This is a genomic window from Streptomyces cinnamoneus, from assembly GCF_014650495.1.
GTDB classification, from domain to species: domain Bacteria; phylum Actinomycetota; class Actinomycetes; order Streptomycetales; family Streptomycetaceae; genus Streptomyces; species Streptomyces cinnamoneus.
The window spans coordinates 20,952-43,952 of sequence record NZ_BMVB01000026.1; the positions used below are offsets into that span (position 1 = coordinate 20,952).

Here is a 23,001-nt window from a genome sequence, read left to right on the forward strand (position 1 = left end):
CCCGGAGGAACGGAAAAGGGCCCGCTCATGGCGGGCCCTCGGTTCTGCTGCTGCGGCGCGGTCACGCGCTGAGGCGGCTGCCCATCCACTTCAGGGTGGGGTTCAGCTCGCGGCGCCAGGTGTTGAAGTTGTGGCCGCCGCTCTCCAGGATGATCGAGGAGACCCGGGTCGGGGACTTCGACGCCATGTCGATGAACTTCAGGGTGTCCTTGTAGTTGTGCTCGCCCTTCTTGCTGGTGGTCACCAGCAGGGAGACCGGCGGGAGGTCCTTGTTCTTCAGCCGCCACAGCAGGTCGTTGTCCTGCTCCAGCTTCTTGCTGCCGCCGAAGAGGGAACCGGTGGTCGCGTCCTGCGGGGCCTTGTAGTAGCCGGACAGGGAGGCGGCGGCGGAGTACGAGTCCGGGTGGCGCATGGCGAACTTCAGGGCGCAGTAGCCGCCGGTGGAGTCGCCGATGATGCCCCAGTTTGCGGCCTTGGTCCCGACCCGGTAGTGCTCCGAGATGGCCTTGCGCAGGTCCTTGGTGAAGAAGGTCTCGGTCTGGGGGCCGTTGGGTATGTCGATGCACTCGGTGTCGCGCGGCGGGGCGACGGTGGGCCGCATCATCACGAGGATGGTGGGCTGCATCTTCTTTTCCTTGGCCAGCTTGTGCGCGCGGACCGGGTAGTCCAGCCCCTTGATCAGGGCCTCGGCGGTGCCCGGGTAGCCGGTCAGGGCGACGGAGGCGGGAAAGGTCTTGTTCGCGTACTGCGGCTGGAAGTACTCCGGCGGCAGGTAGACGTACGCCGGGCTGCTGATCTTCGACTCGACGCCGACGATGTTGATCTTTTCTATCTTGCCGCCGACGCGCGGCACGTCACCGCGGGGGACCTTGACCGCCTGGGCGCTCATGACCTGCACCCGCTTGGCGCCCGCGCTGTGGTCGACGACGACGCCCTCGTTCTTGACCTGGCCGAAGAGGTCGGCCCAGGAACCGTAGAAGCCGAAGGACTGGTTCGCCCACAGGCCGATGGCGGCGAACAGCGACAGCTGCGTGGCCAGCATCATCCCGACCCGGGCAAGGACCGAGCCGATGCCCTTCTTGCTCAGGCGAGGCCAGAGCCAGATCGTCAATGCGAAGAGCACTACCGCAGCCACGATGGCAATCAGCAGTACTGCCATGCTGGTGAGACCCATGAGGTGCTTTCTGCCGAGCGACCCGGCGCCGAGTCGCGGAATGGTTACTTCTTTCCGGGCTCGGCCCCCCGCGGAACCTCAACCCCGAAACCGTCGTCCTACAGGGCGCACATTGCACGGGTGCTGCTGCCAAATGGCGCAGGCCCACTCGACAGGACGACGGGAAGAGATGTCTGTCAGGGTAGATGGCAAAAAGTCCGACGAGGTTCCTCAGAGGCCGAAGTGGCTGTCGGTACTTGCACGTATCGCGAAGGGCCCCAAGCCCGAGCGCGTGCCTGCCGTCGTCGGTACGGTCGGGGCCCTCATCGGTCTCGCGGACATCGCGGCCGGGGTCATTCCCCGTTACCGCTGGAGCAAGGTCCACGCCCTCACCGAGGTGTTGCCCGGCACGGTGACGCAGCTGGCCGCGGCCGGCTCCATCATCATCGGCATCCTGCTGCTGATGCTGTCCCACGGCCTCAAGCGCGCCAAGCGGCGCGCCTGGCTGGCCGCCGTCGTCCTGCTCCCGCTCGGCGCCGCGGCGCAGCTGATCTACCAGCACTCCCGCGTCGGCACCGTGCTCTCGCTGCTGCTCTTCGGCTACCTGCTCAAGCACAAGAGCGCCTTCGCGGCCCTGCCCGACCCGCGCGGCCGCTGGAAGGCGGTGGCCAACTTCATCCTGCTGGGCGGCGTCAGCTTCGCCCTCGGCTGGGTGATCGTCGGCTCGCACCCCAAGCAGATGGTCGGCGACCCGCCGGTGCTGGAGCAGATCGAGCACGTCCTCTGGGGCCTCTTCGGCTTCGAGGGATCGATCCGCTACACCGGCGGCGTCGACTACACCGTCGGCTACTCCCTGGGCGCCCTCGGTCTGCTGACCGTCGCCACCACCGCCTACCTGGCCTTCCGCCCCGAGCACCCGGCCGCCGTCCTCACCGAGGAGGACGAGGACCGGCTGCGCGAGCTGCTCGCCAAGCACGGCGCCCGCGACTCCCTCGGCCACTTCGCGCTGCGCCGCGACAAGAGCGTCGTCTTCTCGCCCTCCGGCAAGGCGGCCGTCACCTACCGCGTGGTCTCCGGCGTGATGCTCGCCAGCGGTGACCCCATCGGCGACGTCGAGGCGTGGCCCGGCGCCATCGAGAAGTTCATGGAGCTGGCCAAGCGCCACTCCTGGACCCCGGCCGTCAACGGCTGCAGCGAGACCGGCGGCGAGGTCTGGACCCGCGAGACCGGGCTCGACGCGCTGGAGATGGGCGACGAGGCCATCGTCGACGTGGCCGACTTCACCCTCACTGGTCGTTCCATGCGCAACGTCCGCCAGATGGTCAAGCGCATCGAGCGCAACGGCTACACCACGCAGGTGCGCCGGGTCGGCGACCTGAGCCCCGAGGAGCTCGCCGTCGTCCAGGAGGCGGCCAACGCCTGGCGCGACACCGAGACCGAGCGCGGCTTCTCCATGGCGCTGGGCCGCATCGGCGACCCCAAGGACCTCGACGCCGTCATCGCCACCGCCCACAAGGCACCCGAGGAGGGGGAGGAGGCCGGCCCGTTCGGCGACCTCAAGGCCATGCAGCACTTCGTGCCGTGGGGCAAGGACGGCATGTCGCTGGAGCTGATGCGCCGTGACCGCAGCGCCGACCCGGGCATGAACGAGCTGCTCATCGTCGCGTCCCTGCAGGCCGCTCCCGAACTGAAGATCAAGCACGTCTCGCTGAACTTCGCGATGTTCCGCTCGGCCCTGGAGCGCGGTGAGCGTCTGGGCGCCGGCCCGGTGCTGCGCGGCTGGCGCGGGCTGCTGCTCTTCCTCTCGCGCTGGTTCCAGATCGAGTCGCTGTACAAGTTCAACGAGAAGTTCCGGCCGCGCTGGGAGCCGCGCTTCATCGTCTTCCCGACCAGCCGCGACCTGCCCCGCATCGGCTTCGCCATGATGCAGGCGGAGGGCTTCCTGGAGCTGCCGCGCCTGCTGCGCCGCCGCCCGGCCGAGCCCAAGCCGTGCCCGCACGACGAGGACGACGCGCCCGCGCAGAGCGAGGTCACCCGCGCGGCCTGACGCGCGCGGCACGCGCCGCACGCCCGCCCCTTGCGAAGCCCTCCCCGGACACCGTCCGGGGAGGGCTTCGGCCTTCGCGGCCCCCGTGCGGTGCGGTGCCCGGTCGGCCGTACGCCCTAGGCTGGACCGTATGAGTACGTCGCGCGGTCGTGTGGGGCCGGTCGGACTGCCCGAGTGGGGCCGCTGTGCGGTGATGGGCGTGGTCAACGTCACCCCCGATTCGTTCTCCGACGGCGGGCACTGGTTCGACACCGCCCTGGCCGTCAAGCGGGGCCTGGAGCTCGTCGCCGCCGGTGCCGACCTGGTCGACGTGGGCGGGGAGTCCACCCGTCCGGGCGCCTCCCGGGTCGACGAGGACGAGGAGCTGCGCCGGGTGGTGCCGGTGGTCCGCGAGCTGGCGGGCGAGGGGGTGGTGGTGTCGGTGGACACCATGCGCGCTTCGGTCGCCGAGGCCGCCGTCGAGGCGGGCGCGGCGCTGGTCAACGACGTGAGCGGCGGGCTCGCCGACCCGGCGATGGTGCCGGTGGTGGCGGCGGCCGGGGTGCCGTTCGTGGTGATGCACTGGCGCGGCTTCAGCGCCGACATGAACAGCCGGGCGGTCTACGGGCCCGATGTCACCGGCGAGGTGCTCGCCGAGCTGCGGCAGCGGGTGGACGCGGTGGTCGACGGCGGCATCGACCCGGGCCGGCTCGTGGTCGACCCGGGCCTGGGCTTCGCCAAGAACGCCGAGCACGACCTGGCCCTGGTGGCCGGGCTGGGCCGCTTCCGCCGGGAGCTGGACCTGCCGCTGCTGGTGGCCGCCTCCCGCAAGCGGTTCCTGGGCCGGGTCCTGGCGGGGCCCGAGGGCGATCCGCCGCCGGCCCGTGAGCGGGACGCGGCGACGGCCGCGGTATCGACGCTGGCAGCACGGGAGGGAGCGTGGGCGGTGCGGGTGCACGAGGTGCGTGCGAGCGCGGACGCGGTACGGGTCGTGCGGGCGGTCGACGACGCGGCGGGCACGGCCGGTGCGAAGGGGGCGGTGTGAGCGGCGCCCGTACGGACAGCGAGCGGGTGGAGCTGGCGAACACCGCCCTGTACGAGGCGGTCGAGCGCGGCGACACGGCGGCCATGGACCGGCTCTGGCTGAACGTGCCGGGCACCGAGGTCTCCTGTGTGCACCCGGGGTGGCCGGTGCTGCGGGGGCGCAGCGAGGTCCTGCGGTCGTACGCGCTGATCATGGCGAGCACGGACTACATCCAGTTCTTCCTCACCGACGTGGAGGTGTCGGTCGCGGGGGACACGGCGATGGTGACCTGCACGGAGAACATCCTCAGCGGGGCCCCGGCCGAGAACGAGGGCGAGCTGGGACCGCTGGTGGGCCAGCTGGTCGTGGCCACCAACGTCTTCCGGCGGGCGGGCGACGAGTGGAAGGTGTGGTCGCACCACGGCTCCCCGGTGCTCGCCGGCCGGGACGAGGAGGACGAGGACGACTCGGCCGAGCCGACGGCGTGACGGTCGTCACGTCGTCCCGCGCGTCAGTGTGAGGACAAGTGGCCACTCGTTCGAGCTGCTTGCCGTTCGGGTAGGGGTGGGGCGCGGGATCTTCGGGTAAGCGCGGCGGGGGTCGCCGGGCACCCGCGAACGGGCGCTGTCGGTGCCCGCAGGTAGATTCGAAGGTGGGCTACCCGGCCGAAGGCAGGGACGGGTGCGGTGCCGGCGGTGGCCGGTGCGCTCCTACACCGGCCCTTACCGACGACCAGCAGGAGTGATTCGGGTGGATCGTGTCGCGCTGCGCGGCTTGAAGGCTCGCGGGCACCACGGGGTGTTTCCCCGGGAGCGCGAGGAGGGGCAGACCTTCGTCGTGGACCTGGTGCTGAGCCTGGACACCCGGCCTGCCGCGGCCGATGACGACCTCACGAAGACCGTGCACTACGGCATCGTGGCGGAGGAGGTCGTCGACATCGTCCAGGGCGAGCCGGTCGACCTCATCGAGACGCTGGCCGAGCGGATCGCCCAGCAGTGCCTCAAGCACGAGCCGGTGCGGGAGGTGGAGGTCGTCGTGCACAAGCCGGACGCCCCGATCACCGTTCCCTTCGACGACGTGACGATCACTATTACCCGGAGCCGAGTATGAGCAGCAGCGACCCGACCGTGCAGCCGGTGCCCGCCTCCGTGGTGGAGCGGGTGGACGCCGCCGATGTGACGTTGAGCAATCCCAAGCGCGCCGTGATCTCGATCGGCAGCAATCTGGGCAACCGCCTGGAGATCCTGCAGGGTGCGATCGACGCGCTGGAGGACACGCCCGGCCTGCGGGTCAAGGCCGTGTCGCCGGTGTACGAGACCGATCCCTGGGGCGTCGAGCCGGGCAGCCAGCCGTCGTACTTCAACGCGGTCGTGCTGGTGAAGACGACGCTGCCGCCGGATTCGCTCCTGGAGCGCGGGCACGCCATCGAGGAGGCGTTCGAGCGGGTGCGCGAGGAGCGCTGGGGCGCGCGCACCCTTGATGTCGACATCGTCACGTATCAGGACGTCGTCTCCGACGACCCCGGGCTGACGCTGCCGCACCCGCGTGCCCATGAGCGCGCCTTTGTGCTCGTGCCGTGGTACGACGTGGATCCGGAAGCCGTTGTTCCGGGCCATGGCGCGGTGGCCGAGCTGCTGGCCGGGATGAGCCGTGCCGGCGTCGCCCAGCGGGCCGACCTGGAACTGCGACTGCCCGAGTAGGCGTTGGCTCTACGCAGATCTACCGAACGACGACGAGGGGCGACAGCTCGGTGAAGCAACTTCGGATCGGGGTGCTGGTCGGCCTGTTCGCCGTGGCCGGAGTGCTCTCCTGGGCCGCCGCCCGGCTGTGGGACTCCTTCGGCACGCTGCCGCGCGTGCCGGTGGCGGCGCCCATCGTCCTGGCGGTCATCGCCGTGGTCCTGGCCGCGACGGCGCTGTCGCTGCGGGCCCGGCTGCGGGCGCAGCGCGAGCGGAGGCCCGGAGCGAAGGGCGTCGATCCGTTGCTGGCGGCCCGGGCGGTGGTCTTCGGCCAGGCCAGCGCGCTGGTCGCGGCGCTGGTCGCGGGGATGTACGGCGGCGTGGGCGTCTTCCTCCTGATCGAGGGCCTGGACGTGGAGGTCCGCCGCGACCAGGCGATCTACGCGGGCGCGTCGGTGCTGGCCGGTGCCTGCGTCATAGCGGCCGCCTTCTTCATGGAGCGGGTCTGCAAGCTGCCGGAGGACGACGACGAGAACGGCCCCGGCGGCGCCGGCACCACCCGCGCCTAGGGCGTGTCCGCAAAGTAGCGCCGTACGCCCGAAGGGCGTGGCCCGCGGCGTCTGGTGCCGGGGGCACCTCCCAGCGGTAGCTGGGGGAGATCGCAAGGCGGAGGGTCGTCCTCGTACTGGGCGTACTCGGGCGACCCCGACAACGCAGCGAGCGTGCGTGCCGGGGGCGCCTCCCAGCGGTAGCTGGGGGAGTCGCGGGCCAGGCGGGACTTTGCGGACACGGCCTGGGCTCTCGCGCCGCGGGTGCCGCCGGCGGGGGCCGGCGGCCGCCTTGGCCGGTGTCCTCCTACACGCCCGGCACGGTCTCCAGCTCCACCTCGCTGCGTGAGCCGCCCCGGGCGTCGGCCTCGATCGAGCGCCGCAGCGCCTCGTGCAGCCGCGCGGGCGTCAGGACGCCGAGGAAGTGGTCGGCGCGCTCACCGTCCAGCACCGCGATCCAGCCGGCGTCGTGCTGCAGCATCGTGCTGAACGCCCGCTTGAGCGAGGCACCCAGCGGCAGCCACGCGTCCATCCGCCGCGCCCGTTCCCGCACCAGGCCCTCGCCCGAGGCCGCGGCCTCCGCCGAGATCCAGCCGTGCAGCCGGTCCGAGTCGTCCAGGACGACGGCCCAGCGCGCGTCCTTGCGGGCGAGGAGCCCGGCCGCTTCCGACAGCCGGTCGTCGAGGTGGACCACCGGCGGCTGCTCCAGGTCGTCGGCCTCGATCGGGGTCACCGACAGCCGCTTGAGCCCGCGGTCGGCGCCGACGAAGTCGGCGACGTACGGCGTGGCGGGGGCGCCGAGGACCGCGGCCGGCGCGTCGAACTGTTCGATGCGGCCGTTGCCGTACACCGCGATCCGGTCGCCGAGCCGGACGGCCTCCTCGATGTCGTGCGTCACGAAGAGCACCGTCTTGCGGACCTGGGACTGCAGGCGCAGGAACTCGCTCTGCAGCCGCTCCCGCACGACCGGGTCGACGGCGCCGAAGGGCTCGTCCATCAGGAGGACGGGCGGGTCGGCGGCCAGCGCCCGCGCGACCCCGACCCGCTGGCGCTGCCCGCCCGAGAGCTGGTCGGGGTAGCGGTCCCCGTAGACGGAGGGGTCGAGCCCGACGAGGTCCAGCAGCTCGGCGGCCCGCGCCCGGGCCCGCTTGCGCTGCCAGCCCAGCAGGTGCGGCACGGTGGCGGTGTTGTCCAGCACGGTCTTGTGGGGGAAGAGGCCCACCTGCTGGATGACGTAGCCGATGCGGCGGCGCAGTTCGACGGGGTCGACGGTGGAGATGTCCTCGCCGTTCACGAGGATCCGGCCCGAGGTCGGCTCGATGAGCCGGTTGACCATCTTCATCGTGGTGGTCTTGCCGCAGCCGGACGGGCCCACGAGGGTGACCAACTCGCCCTCCGCCACCTCGAAGGACAGGTCGTCCACGGCGGTCGTACCGTCGGCGTAGCTCTTGGTGACGTGCTCGAAGCGGATCATGGCTCCCCATTGTGGCCGTACCTCTCTCGAACAATGTTGCAGGCGGATGTCCGTCGGAGGCGAATGTCAGTGCCCCGGGTTAGGGTCGCCAGTGACCGACCGTGAAGGCCGAGGGGGAGGTGAGGGCGCGGATGGCGGACGACAACTGCTTGATCTCCAACGACTGGGTCTGCGGTGAGTACGTGCGCACACGCGGCCAGGAGCTGACGGACGCCACGCTCCAGCACATCGGCATCACCCTGGCCTCGGTGGCCATAGGACTGCTCGTGGCCTTCCCGCTGGCCCTGCTCGCCCGCAGGTGGCGGGCGGTTGCGGGGCCGGTCCTCGGGATGACCACGATCCTCTACACCATCCCGTCGCTGGCGATGTTCTCGCTGCTGGTACCGGTGTTCGGGCTGTCGGCGGCGGTCGTGGTCACGGGCCTGGTGCTCTATTCGCTGACGATCCTCGTGCGCAACATCCTCACCGGCCTGGCCTCGGTGCCGCAGGAGGCGCGCGAGGCGGCCCGCGGCATGGGGTACGGGCCGCTGAGACTGCTGTTCGCCGTCGAACTGCCGCTGGCCGTACCGGCCCTGATGGCCGGTCTGCGGATCGCCACGGTCTCCACGGTGTCGCTGACGACCGTCGGAGCCATCATCGGCTACGGCGGGTTGGGCAACCTCATCTACGAGGGTATGCGCAGCTACTTCAAGGCGCAGGTCCTCACGGCCTCCGTGCTGTGCGTGGTGCTGGCGGTCACGGCCGACCTGGCGCTGCTGCTCGTCCAGCGGCTGCTGACGCCGTGGGCGCGGCCCAAGCGCCGGCCGAAGGCGGCGCCGAAGGTGCGCAAGACCGAGAAGGCGGTGGCCTGATGGGAGTCGTCGAGCGCACCTGGGAGTGGCTGACCACCACCGCCCACTGGTCGGGTACGGACGGCGTCTGGCACCGGCTGGGGGAGCACCTCTTCCTCACCGTCGTCTGCCTGCTGATCTCCTGCGCGATCGCGCTGCCGGTCGCCGTGCTGCTCGGTCACGTGGGCAAGGGCGGTGCGCTGGCGGTCAACATCTCCAACGTCGGCCGTGCGGTGCCGACGTTCGCGGTGCTGGTGCTGTTGCTGCTCAGCCCGCTGGGTTCGCACGGGTCGTGGCCGACCGTCATCGCGCTGGTGCTGTTCGCGATACCCCCGCTGCTGACCAACGCCTATGTGGGCATGCGCGAGGTCGACCGGGACATGGTCGAGGCGGCGCGGGGCATGGGGATGACGGGCACTCAGATCATCGCCCGGGTCGAACTGCCTCTGGCCTTCCCGCTGATCCTCACCGGCGTGCGGTCCGCCGCGGTGCAGGTCGTGGCCACGACCACGCTGGCCGCCCTGCCCGGGGGCGGCGGCCTGGGCCGGATCATCACGGCCGGCTTCCGGCTCACCGACACCGCCCAGGTGGTGGCGGGGGCGCTGCTGGTGGCCGTGCTGGCGCTGCTGGTCGAGGGCGCCTTCGTCCTGCTGCAGCGGCTGCTGGACCCGATGCGCGGACACCCGGCGACGGTCCGGGCATGACCTTGCGCGCCGGCCCTCACACCCGACGGCCGGCCTGACGACTGGATGGAGTTCCCCATGACCAGGACACCGCGTCGAGCGCGGCTCGCCCGCGCCCTCCCGGCGGTGGCCGGCGCCGCAGCCTTGACGGTGGGGCTCACCGCCTGCGGCGGTGACAGCCTGGAGAAATCCGGTAGCGGGAGTTCCACCGGGTCCGGCCGGGAATCGCTGGTGATCGGCTCGGCCTCCTTCACCGAGTCGAAGGTGCTGGCGGAGATATACGCGGGCCTGCTCAGGGACGCCGGATATTCGACGTCGATCAAGACCGTCGACGCGCGCGAGCTCTATGAGCCGGCCCTGGAGAAGGGCGAGATCGACGTGGTGCCCGAGTACGCCGCGACGCTCGCCGAATTCCTGAACAAGAAGCAGAACGGGAAGGACGCCCCGCAGGTCGCGTCCGCCGATGCCGCCACCACCGTGAAGGCGCTGCGAAATCTCGCCGGGCCGCGCGGTCTTACCGTCCTCGACGCCGGCCCGGCCGTCGACCAGAACGCCTTCGCGGTCACGGCCGACTTTGCGGGAAAACACCAGCTCAAGACCCTTTCCGATCTGGGAAGGTCCAAGGAGCGGGTGCGGCTCGCAGCGGGCGACGAGTGCTCCCAGCGGCCCTTCTGCCAGCCGGGCCTGGAGAAGACCTACGGCATAGAGGTCGCCGGCATCGACCCGCTGGAGGTCGGCAGCACCCAGGCCAAGCAGGCCGTCAAGGAGGGCAAGGACCAGCTGCTGCTGACCACCACCACGGACGCCACACTCGAACAGTTCGGTCTTGTACTTCTTGAGGACGACAAGAAGCTGCAGAACTCCGACAACGTACTGCCGGTGGTGAATGCGAAGAAGGCGGGTTCGCAGAAGGTCGCCGAGGCGCTCGGCAAGCTCAACCGGGTGCTGACCACCGCGGATCTCACCGAACTCAACAAGAAGGTCGACGCTCAGCGGCTCAAGCCCGCCGATGTTGCGGCGCGGTACCTCAAGGACAAGAAGCTTCTGTCGAAGTGACACCCGAAGTGACACAAGGTGAGGGAGCGGTGGAGAAGTAAGATCAAGCGAAGAGTTTGGTGGTGCCGTCACACTCCTGTGGCGACGCACGGTAAGTTTCAGGCCATGCCACGAGGACGCCACCGCCATTCCGCACCCCTGCACCGGCTTCTTCCACCGCTGACGGTCGCGGCGACATCAGTCGTCTGCGCCGCCGGTGCCCTGGCGGTGGACGAAACCGTCGTCGTCCAGGGCCTCGCCGTCGCCGCCTCCGCGGCCGCCGTGGTCGGCTCCGTGCTGATGCGCCGCTGGGACCGCGCGGCCGGCAAGCGCGTCGCCCAGCTCACCACCGCCCGCACGCGCGACGAGTGGAAGACCGAGGAGCGCATAGCCGAGCTGGAGACGGACCTCGAAGAGACCCGTCTGCTGCGCACCAAGCTGGAGGCGAAGCTGCGCTCCAAGCGCAGCGAGCTCGCCCGCATGCGGACCGAGCACGCCGACCTGCTGCGCCGCTACGCCACCGCGGAGACGGGCCGGGCCAGCGCCATGGAGGGCCGCCGCCTGCTGGCGAAGGGCGCCGCCTCCGGTGCCGCGCCCAAGGCCCTGGAGGCCGCGGGCCCGCAGGGTACGGCCGCGTCCGGCCCCGACGCCGCCGCGTACCGCAAGGCCGCCGACGCCCTGCGCGACCTGCAGCGCAACGCCGCCGCGCAGCGGCAGGGCGGGGCGAAGCCGACGGCAGGGGCTCCGAAGGCCCTGACTCCGGCTCCGGCGACCGACGCCCCCAAGACCCCCGTGGCGAATGCCCCGGCCCCCAAGGCCCCCGTGGCGAATGCCCCGGCCCCCAAGGCCACCGCGGCGAACGCCCCGGCCCCCAAGGCCCCGGCCGCCCGGACGCAGGCCGCGAAGGCTCCCGCCGCCCAGGCCCCGGCCGTGCCGGCGCCTGCGGCCAAGGCCCCGGCGGCCAAGGCTCCGGCCCCGCAGGCCGAGGTCGTGCCGGCCGCGCGCCGGCCCGCCTCCCGTGCGCAGGGCGGCTTCGACTTCTTCGGCAACGGCGGCGACAAGGCCAGGAAGAAGCCGGTCGAGGAGCAGGACCTCGCGGACGTCGTCGGCGACGAGGCGCTCGCCGAGGCGGAGGCGGCGGCCGGGAAGGACGGAAAGATCATCGACCTGACCGCCCACGACGAGACCGAGCAGATCGACGTCGCGGAGCTGCGCAGCGCGATCTCGTAGGGGCTGTCGCCCCTGCGTTCCGGGGCCGGCGCCTGCCGGCCCCGGGGCGATCCGCGACTACTTGTCGATGTCGCCCACGACGAAGAACAGCGAGCCCAGGATCGCCACCATGTCGGCGACCAGCGTGCCCGGCAGGAGCTCGGTCAGGGCCTGGATATTGTTGAAGGACGCCGAGCGCAGCTTCAGCCGGTAGGGCGTCTTGTCGCCCTTGGAGACGAGGTAGTAGCCGTTGAGGCCCAGCGGGTTCTCGGTCCAGACGTAGGTCGAGCCCTCCGGCGCCTTGAGCACCTTCGGCAGCCGCTGGTTGATCGGGCCGGGCGCGAGGTCGTCCAGCCGGTCCAGGCACGCCTCGGCCAGCTCCAGCGCGTTGTGCGTCTGGTCCAGCAGGCACTCGAAGCGCGCCAGGCAGTCGCCCTCCTCGCGGGTGACGACCTTCAGGACGTCCGCCAGCTCGCCGTAGGCGAGGTACGGCTCGTCGCGCCGCAGGTCGAAGTCGACGCCGGAGGCGCGCGCGATCGGCCCGCTGACCCCGTAGGCGTGCACGGTCTCCTGCGACAGGACGCCGACGCCGCGCGTACGGCCGCGGAAGATCTCGTTGCCGAGCACCAGCCGGTCGTAGACGTCCATGCGCGAGCGGACCTGGGCCACCGCGTGCCGGGCCCGGCCGAGCCAGCCCGCGGGCAGGTCCTCCTTCAGGCCGCCGACGCGGTTGAACATGTAGTGCATCCGGCCGCCGGAGACCTCCTCCATGACCGTCTGCAGTTCCTCGCGCTCGTGGAAGGCGTGGAAGACGGGCGTGATGCCGCCGAGCTCCAGCGGGTAGGAGCCGAGGAACATCAGGTGGTTGAGCACCCGGTTCAGCTCGGCCAGGAGCGTGCGCGTCCACACGGCCCGCTCGGGGACCTCCATGCCGAGCATGCGCTCGACGGCGATGACGACGCCCAGCTCGTTGGAGAAGGCCGACAGCCAGTCGTGGCGGTTGGCGAGCATGATGATCTGCCGGTAGTCGCGCGCCTCGAACAGCTTCTCCGCGCCCCGGTGCATGTAGCCGATGACCGGCTCGGCGTGCTGGACGCGCTCGCCGTCCAGGACGAGCCGCAGCCGCAGCACACCGTGGGTGGACGGGTGCTGAGGCCCGATGTTGAGCACCATGTCGGTGCTCTCCGCCGCGCCGCCGATGCCGACTGTCGTCTCCGTCATGGGGCTAGTTTCTCCCCTGACCCACCCCTGACCGAAACCGGGGGAATCCCTAGAGTCCCTCTCGGGGGAGCGGACGGGCCGGGGCCAGCAGACCCTCGCACGCCGGGCCCACCGGCTGGACCAGCCAGCCGAACGCCCCGAGCCCCGCCGGCGAGGTCAGTTCCGCTGCCTCTCCCGCCGCGCCGAGCGCGCGTACGTACGCGGCCGGGTCGGACGAGGCGAGCGAGAGCGGCGGCCGGCCGCCGTCCACGCCCAGCGCCCGCAGCGCCTCGCGCTGCGTGGTCAGCGTGGCGCCGGGCCCGGCGCACGCGTCCAGCGCCACGTGTGCCGTGATGTCGCACGAGCCGTCGGGCACCGGCCGGACCTCGCGTCCGTCGCGGAAGCCGGTCAGGGTGCCGAACGGCGGGCGCGCGGCGAGGTCGTGGGCGTAGTCCACCGCCACCGCCAGACCGGACCGCAGCGTGGCCACCGCCCGGGCCCAGGCGGCGTCGCGCGGGTGGCCGATCTCGGCGCGGGAGCCGGGCGGGGCTCCTTCGAGCGGCCACCAGTGGGCCAGCCAGCCCGCGTCGCGACCGGTCACCGGGTCGCCGAGCAGCTCCTCGCCGTCCGGCCGGACGAGCACCCGGCGCGGGGTGCCGCCGCCGTCGGCCTCGGCGACGTCCAGCGGCACGTTGTCCAGCCACTCGTTGGCGAACAGCAGGCCGTGGACGCCGTCCGGGGGAGTGTCCGTCCACTCCACGCGCGGATCGAGGCCCGCCGGCCGGTCGGCGAGCTCCACCGCGTACGGGCGCAGCCGCCCGGCCAGCTCCGGCGGGCACTGCGCGAGCACCCCGGCCACCAGCTCGCCGCGGCCCGCCCCGACGTCCGTGAACGTCAGCTCGCCGGGGTGCCCGAGGGCGGCGTCGACGCGGCGCAGCAGCTCCACGACGGCCCCGGCGTAGAGCGGGGAGGCGTGAACGGAGGTACGGAAGTGGCCCGCGGGGCCCTCGGGACGCCGGTAGAAGCCGCCGGGGCCGTACAGGGCGGCCTCGGCGGCCTCCCGCCAGGTTCTCGTTCCGTTCGTTCCGCTCGCCATACGCACACGGTAAGCGGGGGCGGCGGGCTCGGGGGCCTCCACCTTGGGGAGTAGACGGGAAGCGGCCGGATCGACCGCCGGGCTGACCCCGGCACCGGTTCGGGGTGCCTACGCTGGGTGACGTGCACCGCCTCTACGACTTTCTTCGCAGGCACCCCACCGGGGTGGACAGCTTCTGGGCTCTCCTCCTGCTGGGGCTCAGCGGCCTGTCCGTGATCGAAGGCAGCGGTCAGGGGCAAGGGTCGAAGATCGTGGCGACGTGCACGGCCGTGGCCCTGTGCGTGGTGATCACCCTGCGGCGGCGCGCCCCCGAGCGGATGCTGCTGCTGGCGACCGCGGCCGGGGTCGCGCAGCTGGTGTTCGACGTGGGCCCGAACGTGTGGGACTTCGCCATGCTGGTGATCATCTACACGGTGGCGTCCGGCCACACCCGCTGGGCCTCCCGCTACGCGCTGATCGCCGGTTTCCTCGCGCCCGTCCTGACCGCCTTCCGCTGGCCGGATCCGCCCGAGTACTCCTCGACGGGCAAGAGCATCGCGGGGATCGTCTTCCTCACCGTGCCCTTCATCCTGGCCTGGGTCCTCGGCGACTCGGTGCGCACCCGCCGCGCCTACTGGGCGCAGCTGGAGGAGCGCGCCACGCGCCTGGAGAAGGAGCGCGAGCAGCAGGCGCAGATCGCCGTCACCGCCGAGCGGGCCCGCATCGCGCGCGAGCTGCACGACGTCGTCGCGCACAACGTCTCCGTGATGGTCGTGCAGGCCGACGGCGCCGCCTACGTCCTGGACGGCTCGCCCGATCAGGCCAAGCAGGCCCTGGAGACGATCTCCAGCACCGGCCGCCAGGCCCTCGCCGAGATGCGCCGCCTGCTGGGCGTGCTGCGCACCGACGACAGCGGCGAGGGCGGCGAGTACGTCCCGCAGCCGGACGTCGAGCAGATCGGCGACCTGGTCGAGCAGGTGCGGGGCGCGGGCCTGCCGGTGGACTTCAAGGTCGAGGGCGCGCCGCGGCCGCTGCCGAGCGGCGTGGAGCTGACCGCGTACCGGATCGTGCAGGAGGCGCTGACGAACACGCGCAAGCACGGCGGCCCCGACGTGGGCGCCAGCGTCCGGCTCACCTATTTCGACGACGGGCTGGGGCTGCTGGTCGAGGACGACGGCCGGGGCGCGCAGCACGAGCTGTACGAGGCGGGCGGCGCCGACGGCATGGGGCATGGTCTGATCGGTATGCGCGAGCGCGTCGGCATGGTCGGCGGCACGCTGGACGCGGGGCCGCGGCCGGGCGGCGGCTTCCGGATCAGCGTGCTGCTGCCGATCAGGTCGGGCCGCTGACCGCTCCCGCGCACCGGCTCAACTCATCCACCTCCGAAAGGGACTCCGCATGTCCATCCGAGTCATGCTCGTCGACGACCAGGTGCTCCTGCGCACCGGATTCCGCATGGTGCTGGCCGCACAGCCCGACATGGAGGTCGTCGCCGAGGCCGGGGACGGCCAGGAGGCGCTGGAGGTGCTGGCCGGCACGGCGGTGGACGTCGTCCTGATGGACGTCCGCATGCCGCGCCTGGACGGGGTGGAGGCGACCCGTCGCATCTGCGCCCAGGACGACCCGCCCAAGGTGCTGATCCTGACCACCTTCGACCTCGACGAGTACGCCTTCTCGGCGCTCAAGGTCGGCGCCAGCGGCTTCATGCTCAAGGACGTGCCGCCGGCGGAGCTGCTGGGCGCGATCCGGGCGGTGCACAGCGGCGACGCGGTGGTGGCGCCCAGCACCACCCGCCGGCTGCTGGACCGCTTCACCCCGATGCTGCCGAGCACCGGCAACGAACCGACCGGCACCGAGCTGGGCCGGCTCACCGACCGCGAGCGCGAGGTCATGCTGCTGGTGGCCCAGGGGCTGTCCAACGGCGAGATCGCGGCGCGGCTGGTGCTCTCGGAGGCCACGGTCAAGACGCACGTGGGGCGCATCCTCACCAAGCTGGGGCTGCGGGACCGGGTGCAGGTGGTGGTGATGGCCTACGAGAGCGGTCTCGTCCGGGCCGGTGGCGGCGGCCCGGCCGCCCGCTAGGACCCCCTCCCACAGGACCTGACCAGGGCTGCCGCGCGCCTCAGCGCAGCACCCCTTCGACGAAGTCGCTGCCGAGCCGGGCCACCACGGTCAGGTCCAGCTGGTGCAGGACGTACCGGCCGCGCCGCCGCGTGGTGACGAGCCCGGCCTTCTTCAGCACCGCGATGTGCCGGGAGACCTCCGGCGGGGTGATGTCGACGCCGCTCGCCAGCTCGCCCGTGGTGTAGCTGGCCCGCGCCAGGAAGCGGCACATGCGCATCCGCAAGGGGTGGGACAGGGCCTCCAGACGCAGCTTGAGCAGGTCCAGCGAGGCGGGGCCGGGCAGCTCGGGCGCGGCCACCGGGTAGTGCACCATCGGGCGCCAGCCCGGGGCGTGCAGGACCCACACGTGGGGCCAGCCGAACGAGGACGGGACGAAGGTGACGCCCTGGCCGATCGCCGGGTCGAGCGCGGTCGTCCGGCCGTTGCCGAGCTTGTCGACGACGATCCGGGACCCGTCCTCCGACAGGGACACCGCGGCCGACACCTGGCCCAGCGCCTCGGCCAGGCCCTTGTGGCGCAGCACCTCGGTCTTGTGCCGGGCGTCGGCGGCGAGCTGGACGCGCACCCGCTGCCAGACGTCGTTGAAGAACGCCTCGGCGCAGTCCTCGAAGAGGCGGCGCAGCCAGGCCCGTACGGCCGGCGGGTCGTCCAGCAGCCGCTTGGCGAACTCCAGCTGCCTCGGCCCGCGGGCGGTGGCGCGCTCCAGGGCGTGCTCCCGCGCCCCGGCGTCGACCAGCGGCGACGGCCCGGGCTGGGCGTAGAGGCTGGAGCAGGAGATCTCCATCGCCGCGTTGACGAAGACCTCGTCGTCGAGCCGGTCCAGCATGTCCAGGTCCTCGGCGAGGGTGTTGCCGGGGATGCCCTGGGTGTCGGGCAGGGCCGCGAACGGCATGTTGACGTCCGAGAACGTGGAGGTCCACAGGAAGTCCGCCTCGCACAGCCGGTCCGCGAGGTCCGGTTTGAGGGCGGCATTGGTCGCGGTCGTCCAGCCGTGCAGCCCGGGGTGGTGCCCCGGCTCGGCCAGGGCGTGCAGCGCGGTGCACAGCTCCGCCAGCGGAGAGGGGCGGAACAGGATGCGCTCGGGCGGCAGGCCCGCGATGTCGATCATCACGCTCATGTGCTCATCGTGCCTTCCTTTCCGCAGGTCGGACGGTCGATTGACGGCTCTCGTCAATCCATGCGCAGAGTGTGCGGCCGGCGGCGCACCGTGGAGGACATGAACGCCAGCCAGCAGCACATGCTCGATCTCTACCGTTTCGCCCAGCACCAGGAGAGCGCCCCGCCCGCACCGGGCAGCGGCGACCTGCAGGCCGCCCGTGAACTCCGCACCTGGCTCCGCTTCCAGGCCGTCGTCGGCGGGCGCACCACGACCCGCCGCCGGCGGTGGGCGGCGGCCCTGCGAGGCCAGCGCCGGCAGGGCCTGATCCGCGCCTGACCCGTTGTCCACAGGGCTGGGGACGGCCAGGAGAGACGTGCGACCGCCTCGCGTAGCATGACAAGGGAATCGTCCGGTACCCCCGCGGACTGGAACGGAAGGCATCCCGCCGCGTGAACGCACATCTCTCCCCCGACCACGGGAGTCCTCAGGACCGCCCTGCCCGGCTCACCGTCGGCGTCGTCGGCGCCGGCCGCGTGGGCCCCGCCCTGGCAGCCTCGCTCCAGCTCGCCGGACACCGCCCGGTAGCGGTCTCCGGCGTCTCCGACGCCTCGCTGCGCCGGGCGGCCACGATGCTGCCGGACGTGCCGGTCATGGCCCCCGCCGACGTCCTGGCCCACGCCGAGCTGGTCCTGCTGACCGTGCCCGACGACGCCCTGCCCGGGCTGGTCGCGGGCCTCGCCGAGACCGGCGCCGTGCGCCCCGGGCAGCTCCTGGTGCACACCTCCGGCCGGCACGGCGCGGCCGTGCTCGACCCGGCCACCCGCGCCGGCGCCCTGCCGCTGGCCCTGCACCCCGCGATGACGTTCACCGGCACCCCGGTCGACGTCCAGCGGCTGGCCGGCTGCTCCTTCGGCGTCACCGCCCCCGACGAGCTCCGGCTGGCCGCCGAGGCGCTGGTCATCGAGATGGGCGGCGAGCCCGAGTGGATCGCCGAGAGCGCCCGCCCGCTCTACCACGCGGCCCTCGCCATCGGCGCCAACCACCTCGTCACGCTCGTCGCCCAGAGCATGGAGCTGCTGCGCACGGCCGGGGTCGAGCACCCCGCCCGCATGCTCGGCCCGCTCCTGGGCGCCGCCCTCGACAACGCCCTGCGCAGCGGCGACGCGGCCCTCACCGGCCCGGTGGCCCGCGGTGACGCCGGCACGGTCGCCGCGCACGTCGCCGAGCTGCGCGCCCACGCCCCCCAGGCCGTCGCCGGCTACCTGGCGATGGCCCGGACCACCGCGGACCGCGCCCTCGCGCACGGCCTGCTCAAGCCCGAACTGGCGGAGGACCTCCTCGGCGTCCTCGCGGACGGAGGCACCCAGTGATCACCCAGCTCGCCCGCGACGCCGCGGAGCTGCACGCCCTCCCGCGCCAGGGCCGCCGCGCCGTCGTCATGACGATGGGCGCCCTGCACGAAGGGCACGCCACGCTCGTCCGCGAGGCGCGCCGGCTGGCCGGCCCGGACGGGCAGGTCGTCGTCACCGTCTTCGTCAACCCGCTGCAGTTCGGCCCCGGCGAGGACCTCGACCGCTACCCGCGCACCCTCGACGCCGACGTCCTCCTCGCCGAGCAAGCCGGCGCCGACGTCGTCTTCGCCCCGGCCGCCGACGAGGTCTACCCTGGTGGCGAGCCCCAGGTCCGCGTCACCGCGGGCCCCATGGGCGAGCGCCTCGAAGGCGCCTCGCGCCCCGGCCACTTCGACGGCGTGCTCACCGTCGTCGCCAAGCTGCTCCACCTCACCGGCCCGGACCTCGCGCTGTTCGGCCAGAAGGACGCCCAGCAGCTGGCCCTGATCCGCCGCATGGCGCGCGACCTCAACTTCCCCGTGGAGATCGTGGGCGTCCCCACCGTCCGCGAGGGCGACAACCTCGCCCTCTCCAGCCGCAACCGCTACCTCTCCGACGCCGACCGCGCCTCCGCGCTGGAGCTCTCGCGCGCCCTGCTGACCGGCGCCGCGGCACGCGAAGCCGGCCCGGCGGCGGTGCGCCGCTCCGCCCGGGCGGTCCTGGACGCGGCGGCCGCCATGGAGCCGCCCGTCGTCCTCGACTACCTGGCCCTGGTCGACCCCGCGGACTTCACCGAGGTCGCCGACGACCACAGCGGGGAGGCCGTCCTCGCCGTCGCCGCCCGGGTCGGCACCACCCGCCTGATCGACAACGTCCACCTGACCTTCGGAGAGCGGCGATGACCGGCATACGACTGAACGCGCCCCGGCCCGGCTGGTCGGTCGACGCCGACGTCGTCGTCATCGGTTCCGGCGTCGCCGGCCTCACCGTCGCGCTGCGCTGCGCCGCCGCCGGCCGGAAGGTCACCGTCGTCACCAAGGCCCTGCTCGACGACGGCTCCACGCGCTGGGCCCAGGGCGGCATAGCGGCCGCGCTCGGCGAGGGCGACACCCCCGAGCAGCACCTGGACGACACCCTCGTCGCCGGCGCGGGCCTCTGCTCCGAGGAGGCCGTGCGCACCCTCGTCACCGAGGGCCCCGACGCGGTGCGCCGCCTCATCGGCACGGGCGCCCGCTTCGACACCGACGCCGACTCCGGCGAGATCCTGCTGACCCGTGAGGGCGGTCACCACCGCAGCCGCATCGCCCATGCGGGTGGTGACGCCACCGGCGCCGAGATCTCCCGCGCGCTCGTCGAGGCCGTGCGCGCCGCCGGCATCGAGACGATCGAGCACGCCCTCGTCCTCGACCTCCTCAAGGACGCCACCGGCCGCGCGGCCGGCGTCTCGCTGCACGTCATGGGCGAGGGCCGGCACGACGGCGTCGGCGCCGTCCGGGCCGGCGCGGTGGTGCTGGCCACCGGCGGCATGGGCCAGGTGTTCTCCGCGACGACCAACCCGGCGGTCTCCACCGGCGACGGCGTGGCGCTGGCCCTGCGCGCCGGCGCCGAGGTCTCCGACCTCGAATTCGTGCAGTTCCACCCGACGGTGCTGTGGCTCGGCCCCGACGCCAAGGGCCAGCAGCCGCTGGTGTCCGAGGCGGTGCGCGGCGAGGGCGCCCACCTCGTCGACGCCGACGGCCACCGCTTCATGGTCGGCGCGCACGAGCTGGCAGAGCTCGCGCCGCGCGACATCGTCGCCAAGGGCATCATGCGGCGCATGCGCGAGCGCGGCGCCGAGCACATGTACCTGGACGCGCGGCACTTCGGCGCCCGGATGTGGGCCACGCGCTTCCCCACGATCCTGGCCGCCTGCCGGTCGCACGGCATCGACCCGGTGACCCAGCTCATCCCCGTCGCCCCCGCCGCGCACTACGCCTCGGGCGGCGTACGCACCGACCTGCACGGACGCACGACGGTGCCGGGCCTGTACGCGTGCGGCGAAGTGGCCTGCACGGGCGTGCACGGCGCGAACCGCCTGGCGTCCAACTCCCTGCTGGAGGGCCTCGTCTTCGCCGAGCGCATCGCGGCGGACCTCACCCCGGCCGCGGACGGCGCCCCCGTCCGCGCCGCGGCCCAGCCGGCCGCGGGCGCCGGCGCGGCCGCCTTCCTGATCGACCCCGAGGCGCGGGCCGCGATCCAGCAGACCATGACCAACGGTGCCGGCGTGCTCCGTTCCAGGAAGAGCCTGGAGCACGCCGCACAGGAGCTGGCCCGCATCGCGCGCGAGGCCACGACGGAGGAGCCCGGCACCGAGGCGTGGGAGACCACCAACCTCCTGCTCGTCGCCCAGGTGCTCGTCGCCGCCGCCCTGCGCCGCGAGGAGACCCGCGGCTGCCACTGGCGCGAGGACCACCTGGAGCGCGCGGACGACCAGTGGCGCCGTCACCTCCTCGTGGCGCTGCGCCCGGACCGTACCCTTGCGGTCTCCACCACCGGATCCGCCGCCTTCCCGCCCGTCACCGCCGCCCCCGAGGAGAACAGCGTGAGCACCCACGACGACCGCCCCCTGCACCAGATCGGCCTGTCCGGCCAGGAGTCCGCGGAAGCGGAAGCGGCGGCCGGCGGCTGCGGTGACGCCTGCGGCTGCGCCGGCGGCGAGTACGGCGAGGAGGGCTTCGAGTGCGGGCTCGACCCGGAGCTCGCCCGCCTGATCGCCGAGGCCGGGCTCGACCCGCTGCAGATCGAGGACCTCGCGCACCTGGCCATCGAGGAGGACCTCGACGGCGGCAAGGACATCACCACCTTCGCCACCATCCCCGAGGACTCCGTCTGCACCGGTGACTTCACCGCCCGCGAGGCCGGCACCGTCGCCGGCCTGCGCGTCGCGGAGGCGATCCTGTCCGTGGTGTGCACCGACGAGTTCGAGGTCGAGCGGCACGTCGAGGACGGCGACCGGGTCGAGGCCGGGCAGAAGCTGCTGTCCGTGCGCACCCTCACCCGCGACCTGCTCACCGGCGAGCGCAGCATGCTCAACATCCTGTGCCACCTGTCCGGCATCGCCACCGCCACCCGCGCCTGGGCGGACGCTCTGGAGGGCACCGGCGCGGCGGTCCGCGACACCCGCAAGACCACGGTCGGCCTGCGGGCGCTGGAGAAGTACGCGGTCCGCTGCGGCGGCGGCGTCAACCACCGCATGTCGCTGTCGGACGCGGCGCTGGTCAAGGACAACCACGTCATCGCCGCCGGCGGCGTCGCCCAGGCGTTCAAGGCCGTGCGCCAGGAGTTCCCGGACGTGCCGATCGAGGTCGAGGTGGACCGCATCGACCAGATCGAGCCGGTCCTCGACGCGGGCGCCGACCTCATCCTGCTCGACAACTTCACCCCCGAGCAGACCCGCGAGGCCGTCGCCCTCGTCGCCGGCCGGGCGATGCTGGAGTCCTCGGGCCGCCTGACGCTGGCCAACGCCCGTGCCTACGCCGAGACCGGCGTCGACTACCTGGCCGTCGGCGCGCTCACGCACTCCTCCCCGATCCTGGACATCGGCCTGGACCTCCGCGAGGAGACCCCCTGATGCTCCTCACCATCGACGTCGGCAACACCCAGACCGTCCTCGGCCTGTTCGACGGCGAGGACATCGTCGAGCACTGGCGCATCTCCACCGACCCGCGCCGCACCGCGGACGAACTGGCCGTGCTGCTGCAGGGGCTGATGGGCCGCCACCCGCTGCTCGGCGACGAGCTGGGCGACGGCATCGAGGGCATCTGCATCTGCTCGACCGTGCCGTCCGTGCTGCACGAGATGCGCGAGGTGACCCGCCGCTACTACGGCGACGTGCCCGCCATCCTCGTCGAGCCGGGGGTGAAGACCGGCGTGCCGATCCTCATGGACAACCCCAAGGAGGTCGGCGCGGACCGCATCATCAACGCGGTCGCGGCCGTCGAGCTCTACGGCGGGCCGTGCGTGGTCGTCGACTTCGGCACGGCGACCACGTTCGACGCGGTCAGCGCGCGCGGCGAGTACGTCGGCGGCGTCATCGCCCCCGGCATCGAGATCTCGACCGAGGCCCTGGGCGTCCGCGGCGCCCAGCTCCGCAAGATCGAGATCGCGCGTCCGCGCAGCGTCATCGGCAAGAACACCGTCGAGGCCATGCAGTCCGGCATCCTCTACGGCTTCGCCGGCCAGGTCGACGGCGTCGTGGGCCGCATGGCCCGCGAGCTGGCGGACGACCCCGACGACGTCACCGTCATCGCCACCGGCGGTCTGGCGCCGCTGGTGCTCGGCGAGGCCACGGTCATCGACGAGCACGAGCCGTGGCTGACGCTGATCGGCCTGCGGCTGGTGTACGAGCGGAACGTGGCCCGGAGCTGACCCGTTGCGGCGGGGGAGATCCTTTTCCCCCGCCCCCGGGCAACCAACCCGCACCCGAAGATGTCCTGACAGCTGTCAGGCGTGACCGGGCGGTCGATGGGGAC

Annotated in this window: 22 protein-coding genes and 1 pseudogene; 18 read left to right on the forward strand and 5 right to left on the reverse strand. The window is 72.6% G+C overall.

Going from position 1 to position 23,001, the window contains the following annotated elements; translation table 11 throughout:
* Positions 1–61: 61 nt before the first annotated feature.
* Positions 62–1,174: an alpha/beta hydrolase gene (locus IE182_RS26895; protein WP_190112541.1), complete on the reverse strand. Its 1,113-nt coding sequence runs from the start codon at positions 1,172–1,174 to the stop codon at positions 62–64.
* Between the two features lie 169 nt (positions 1,175–1,343).
* On the opposite strand from IE182_RS26895, the gene IE182_RS26900 reads away from it, so the two are divergent.
* From IE182_RS26900 to IE182_RS26925, 6 genes are all read left to right on the forward strand, one after another.
* The gene (locus IE182_RS26900) at positions 1,344–3,200 is read left to right on the forward strand and encodes a phosphatidylglycerol lysyltransferase domain-containing protein (protein WP_190112542.1); all 1,857 of its coding nucleotides are present in this window, start codon (positions 1,344–1,346) and stop codon (positions 3,198–3,200) included.
* Positions 3,201–3,330: 130 nt separating this feature from the next.
* Positions 3,331–4,224: a dihydropteroate synthase gene (gene folP, locus IE182_RS26905; RefSeq protein WP_190112543.1), complete on the forward strand. Its 894-nt coding sequence runs from the start codon at positions 3,331–3,333 to the stop codon at positions 4,222–4,224.
* Complete coding sequence (locus tag IE182_RS26910) at positions 4,221–4,691, forward strand: nuclear transport factor 2 family protein (RefSeq protein ID WP_190112544.1); 471 nt, start codon at positions 4,221–4,223, stop codon at positions 4,689–4,691. Before folP ends, IE182_RS26910 begins: the two co-directional genes overlap by 4 nt.
* A gap of 262 nt (positions 4,692–4,953) precedes the next feature.
* A complete protein-coding gene (folB, locus tag IE182_RS26915) occupies positions 4,954–5,313 on the forward strand; it encodes a dihydroneopterin aldolase (protein ID WP_229845141.1) in 360 nt (119 codons plus the stop codon).
* On the forward strand, positions 5,310–5,903 hold the full coding sequence (folK, locus tag IE182_RS26920) for a 2-amino-4-hydroxy-6-hydroxymethyldihydropteridine diphosphokinase (RefSeq protein ID WP_190112546.1): 594 nt from the start codon (positions 5,310–5,312) through the stop codon (positions 5,901–5,903). The genes folB and folK overlap by 4 nt, the downstream gene beginning before the upstream one ends.
* 50 nt (positions 5,904–5,953) lie before the next feature.
* Complete coding sequence (locus IE182_RS26925) at positions 5,954–6,451, forward strand: DUF3180 domain-containing protein (RefSeq protein WP_190112547.1); 498 nt, start codon at positions 5,954–5,956, stop codon at positions 6,449–6,451.
* A gap of 286 nt (positions 6,452–6,737) precedes the next feature.
* Here the strand turns inward: IE182_RS26925 and IE182_RS26930 are convergent, their stop codons facing one another.
* Positions 6,738–7,904, reverse strand: a complete 1,167-nt coding sequence (locus IE182_RS26930) for an ABC transporter ATP-binding protein (RefSeq protein ID WP_190112548.1) — start codon at positions 7,902–7,904, stop codon at positions 6,738–6,740.
* Positions 7,905–8,035: 131 nt separating this feature from the next.
* Between IE182_RS26930 and IE182_RS26935 the strand changes: the two genes are divergently transcribed.
* The 4 genes from IE182_RS26935 to IE182_RS26950 all read left to right on the forward strand — a co-directional run bounded on the left by IE182_RS26935 (position 8,036) and on the right by IE182_RS26950 (position 11,682).
* On the forward strand, positions 8,036–8,755 hold the full coding sequence (locus IE182_RS26935) for an ABC transporter permease (RefSeq protein ID WP_190112549.1): 720 nt from the start codon (positions 8,036–8,038) through the stop codon (positions 8,753–8,755).
* Positions 8,755–9,438: an ABC transporter permease gene (locus IE182_RS26940; RefSeq protein ID WP_190112550.1), complete on the forward strand. Its 684-nt coding sequence runs from the start codon at positions 8,755–8,757 to the stop codon at positions 9,436–9,438. Before IE182_RS26935 ends, IE182_RS26940 begins: the two co-directional genes overlap by 1 nt.
* A gap of 57 nt (positions 9,439–9,495) precedes the next feature.
* Positions 9,496–10,473: an ABC transporter substrate-binding protein gene (locus IE182_RS26945; RefSeq protein ID WP_190112551.1), complete on the forward strand. Its 978-nt coding sequence runs from the start codon at positions 9,496–9,498 to the stop codon at positions 10,471–10,473.
* Positions 10,474–10,578: 105 nt separating this feature from the next.
* Positions 10,579–11,682, forward strand: a complete 1,104-nt coding sequence (locus IE182_RS26950; RefSeq protein ID WP_190112552.1) for a hypothetical protein — start codon at positions 10,579–10,581, stop codon at positions 11,680–11,682.
* Between the two features lie 57 nt (positions 11,683–11,739).
* Here IE182_RS26950 and IE182_RS26955 read toward each other — a convergent pair whose 3' ends face one another.
* Together IE182_RS26955 and IE182_RS26960 are read right to left on the reverse strand one after the other, a co-directional pair.
* Positions 11,740–12,882 carry an NADH-quinone oxidoreductase subunit D gene (locus IE182_RS26955; protein ID WP_190112553.1) on the reverse strand — a complete coding sequence of 381 codons (1,143 nt, stop codon included), beginning with the start codon at positions 12,880–12,882 and terminating at the stop codon, positions 11,740–11,742.
* Between the two features lie 49 nt (positions 12,883–12,931).
* Complete coding sequence (locus IE182_RS26960; protein WP_190112554.1) at positions 12,932–13,957, reverse strand: SAM-dependent methyltransferase; 1,026 nt, start codon at positions 13,955–13,957, stop codon at positions 12,932–12,934.
* A gap of 122 nt (positions 13,958–14,079) precedes the next feature.
* Between IE182_RS26960 and IE182_RS26965 the strand changes: the two genes are divergently transcribed.
* Both IE182_RS26965 and IE182_RS26970 read left to right on the forward strand, forming a co-directional pair.
* Positions 14,080–15,285: a sensor histidine kinase gene (locus IE182_RS26965; protein WP_190112555.1), complete on the forward strand. Its 1,206-nt coding sequence runs from the start codon at positions 14,080–14,082 to the stop codon at positions 15,283–15,285.
* 49 nt (positions 15,286–15,334) lie between these two features.
* The gene (locus IE182_RS26970) at positions 15,335–16,018 is read left to right on the forward strand and encodes a response regulator transcription factor (RefSeq protein WP_190112556.1); all 684 of its coding nucleotides are present in this window, start codon (positions 15,335–15,337) and stop codon (positions 16,016–16,018) included.
* A 40-nt stretch (positions 16,019–16,058) separates the two neighbouring features.
* Here IE182_RS26970 and IE182_RS26975 read toward each other — a convergent pair whose 3' ends face one another.
* Positions 16,059–17,177: a DUF5937 family protein gene (locus tag IE182_RS26975; RefSeq protein WP_190112557.1), complete on the reverse strand. Its 1,119-nt coding sequence runs from the start codon at positions 17,175–17,177 to the stop codon at positions 16,059–16,061.
* 99 nt (positions 17,178–17,276) lie between these two features.
* Between IE182_RS26975 and IE182_RS26980 the strand changes: the two genes are divergently transcribed.
* The 6 genes and pseudogenes from IE182_RS26980 (at position 17,277) to IE182_RS27000 (ending at position 22,897) form a co-directional block, all read left to right on the forward strand.
* A complete protein-coding gene (locus IE182_RS26980; RefSeq protein WP_190112558.1) occupies positions 17,277–17,495 on the forward strand; it encodes a hypothetical protein in 219 nt (72 codons plus the stop codon).
* A gap of 113 nt (positions 17,496–17,608) precedes the next feature.
* Positions 17,609–18,529, forward strand: a complete 921-nt coding sequence (locus IE182_RS26985) for a Rossmann-like and DUF2520 domain-containing protein (RefSeq protein WP_190112559.1) — start codon at positions 17,609–17,611, stop codon at positions 18,527–18,529.
* Entirely contained in the window at positions 18,526–19,392 is an 867-nt protein-coding gene (gene panC, locus IE182_RS26990; RefSeq protein WP_190112560.1) for a pantoate--beta-alanine ligase, read from the forward strand. Before IE182_RS26985 ends, panC begins: the two co-directional genes overlap by 4 nt.
* Positions 19,389–21,059 (forward strand): annotated as a pseudogene (locus IE182_RS32235) (L-aspartate oxidase); the annotation flags it as partial. The gene panC and the pseudogene IE182_RS32235, both read left to right, overlap by 4 nt.
* A 12-nt stretch (positions 21,060–21,071) precedes the next feature.
* Positions 21,072–22,100 carry a carboxylating nicotinate-nucleotide diphosphorylase gene (gene nadC, locus IE182_RS32240; RefSeq protein ID WP_229845145.1) on the forward strand — a complete coding sequence of 343 codons (1,029 nt, stop codon included), beginning with the start codon at positions 21,072–21,074 and terminating at the stop codon, positions 22,098–22,100.
* Entirely contained in the window at positions 22,100–22,897 is a 798-nt protein-coding gene (locus IE182_RS27000) for a type III pantothenate kinase (RefSeq protein WP_190112562.1), read from the forward strand. The genes nadC and IE182_RS27000 overlap by 1 nt, the downstream gene beginning before the upstream one ends.
* The last annotated feature ends 104 nt before the right edge of the window (positions 22,898–23,001 follow it).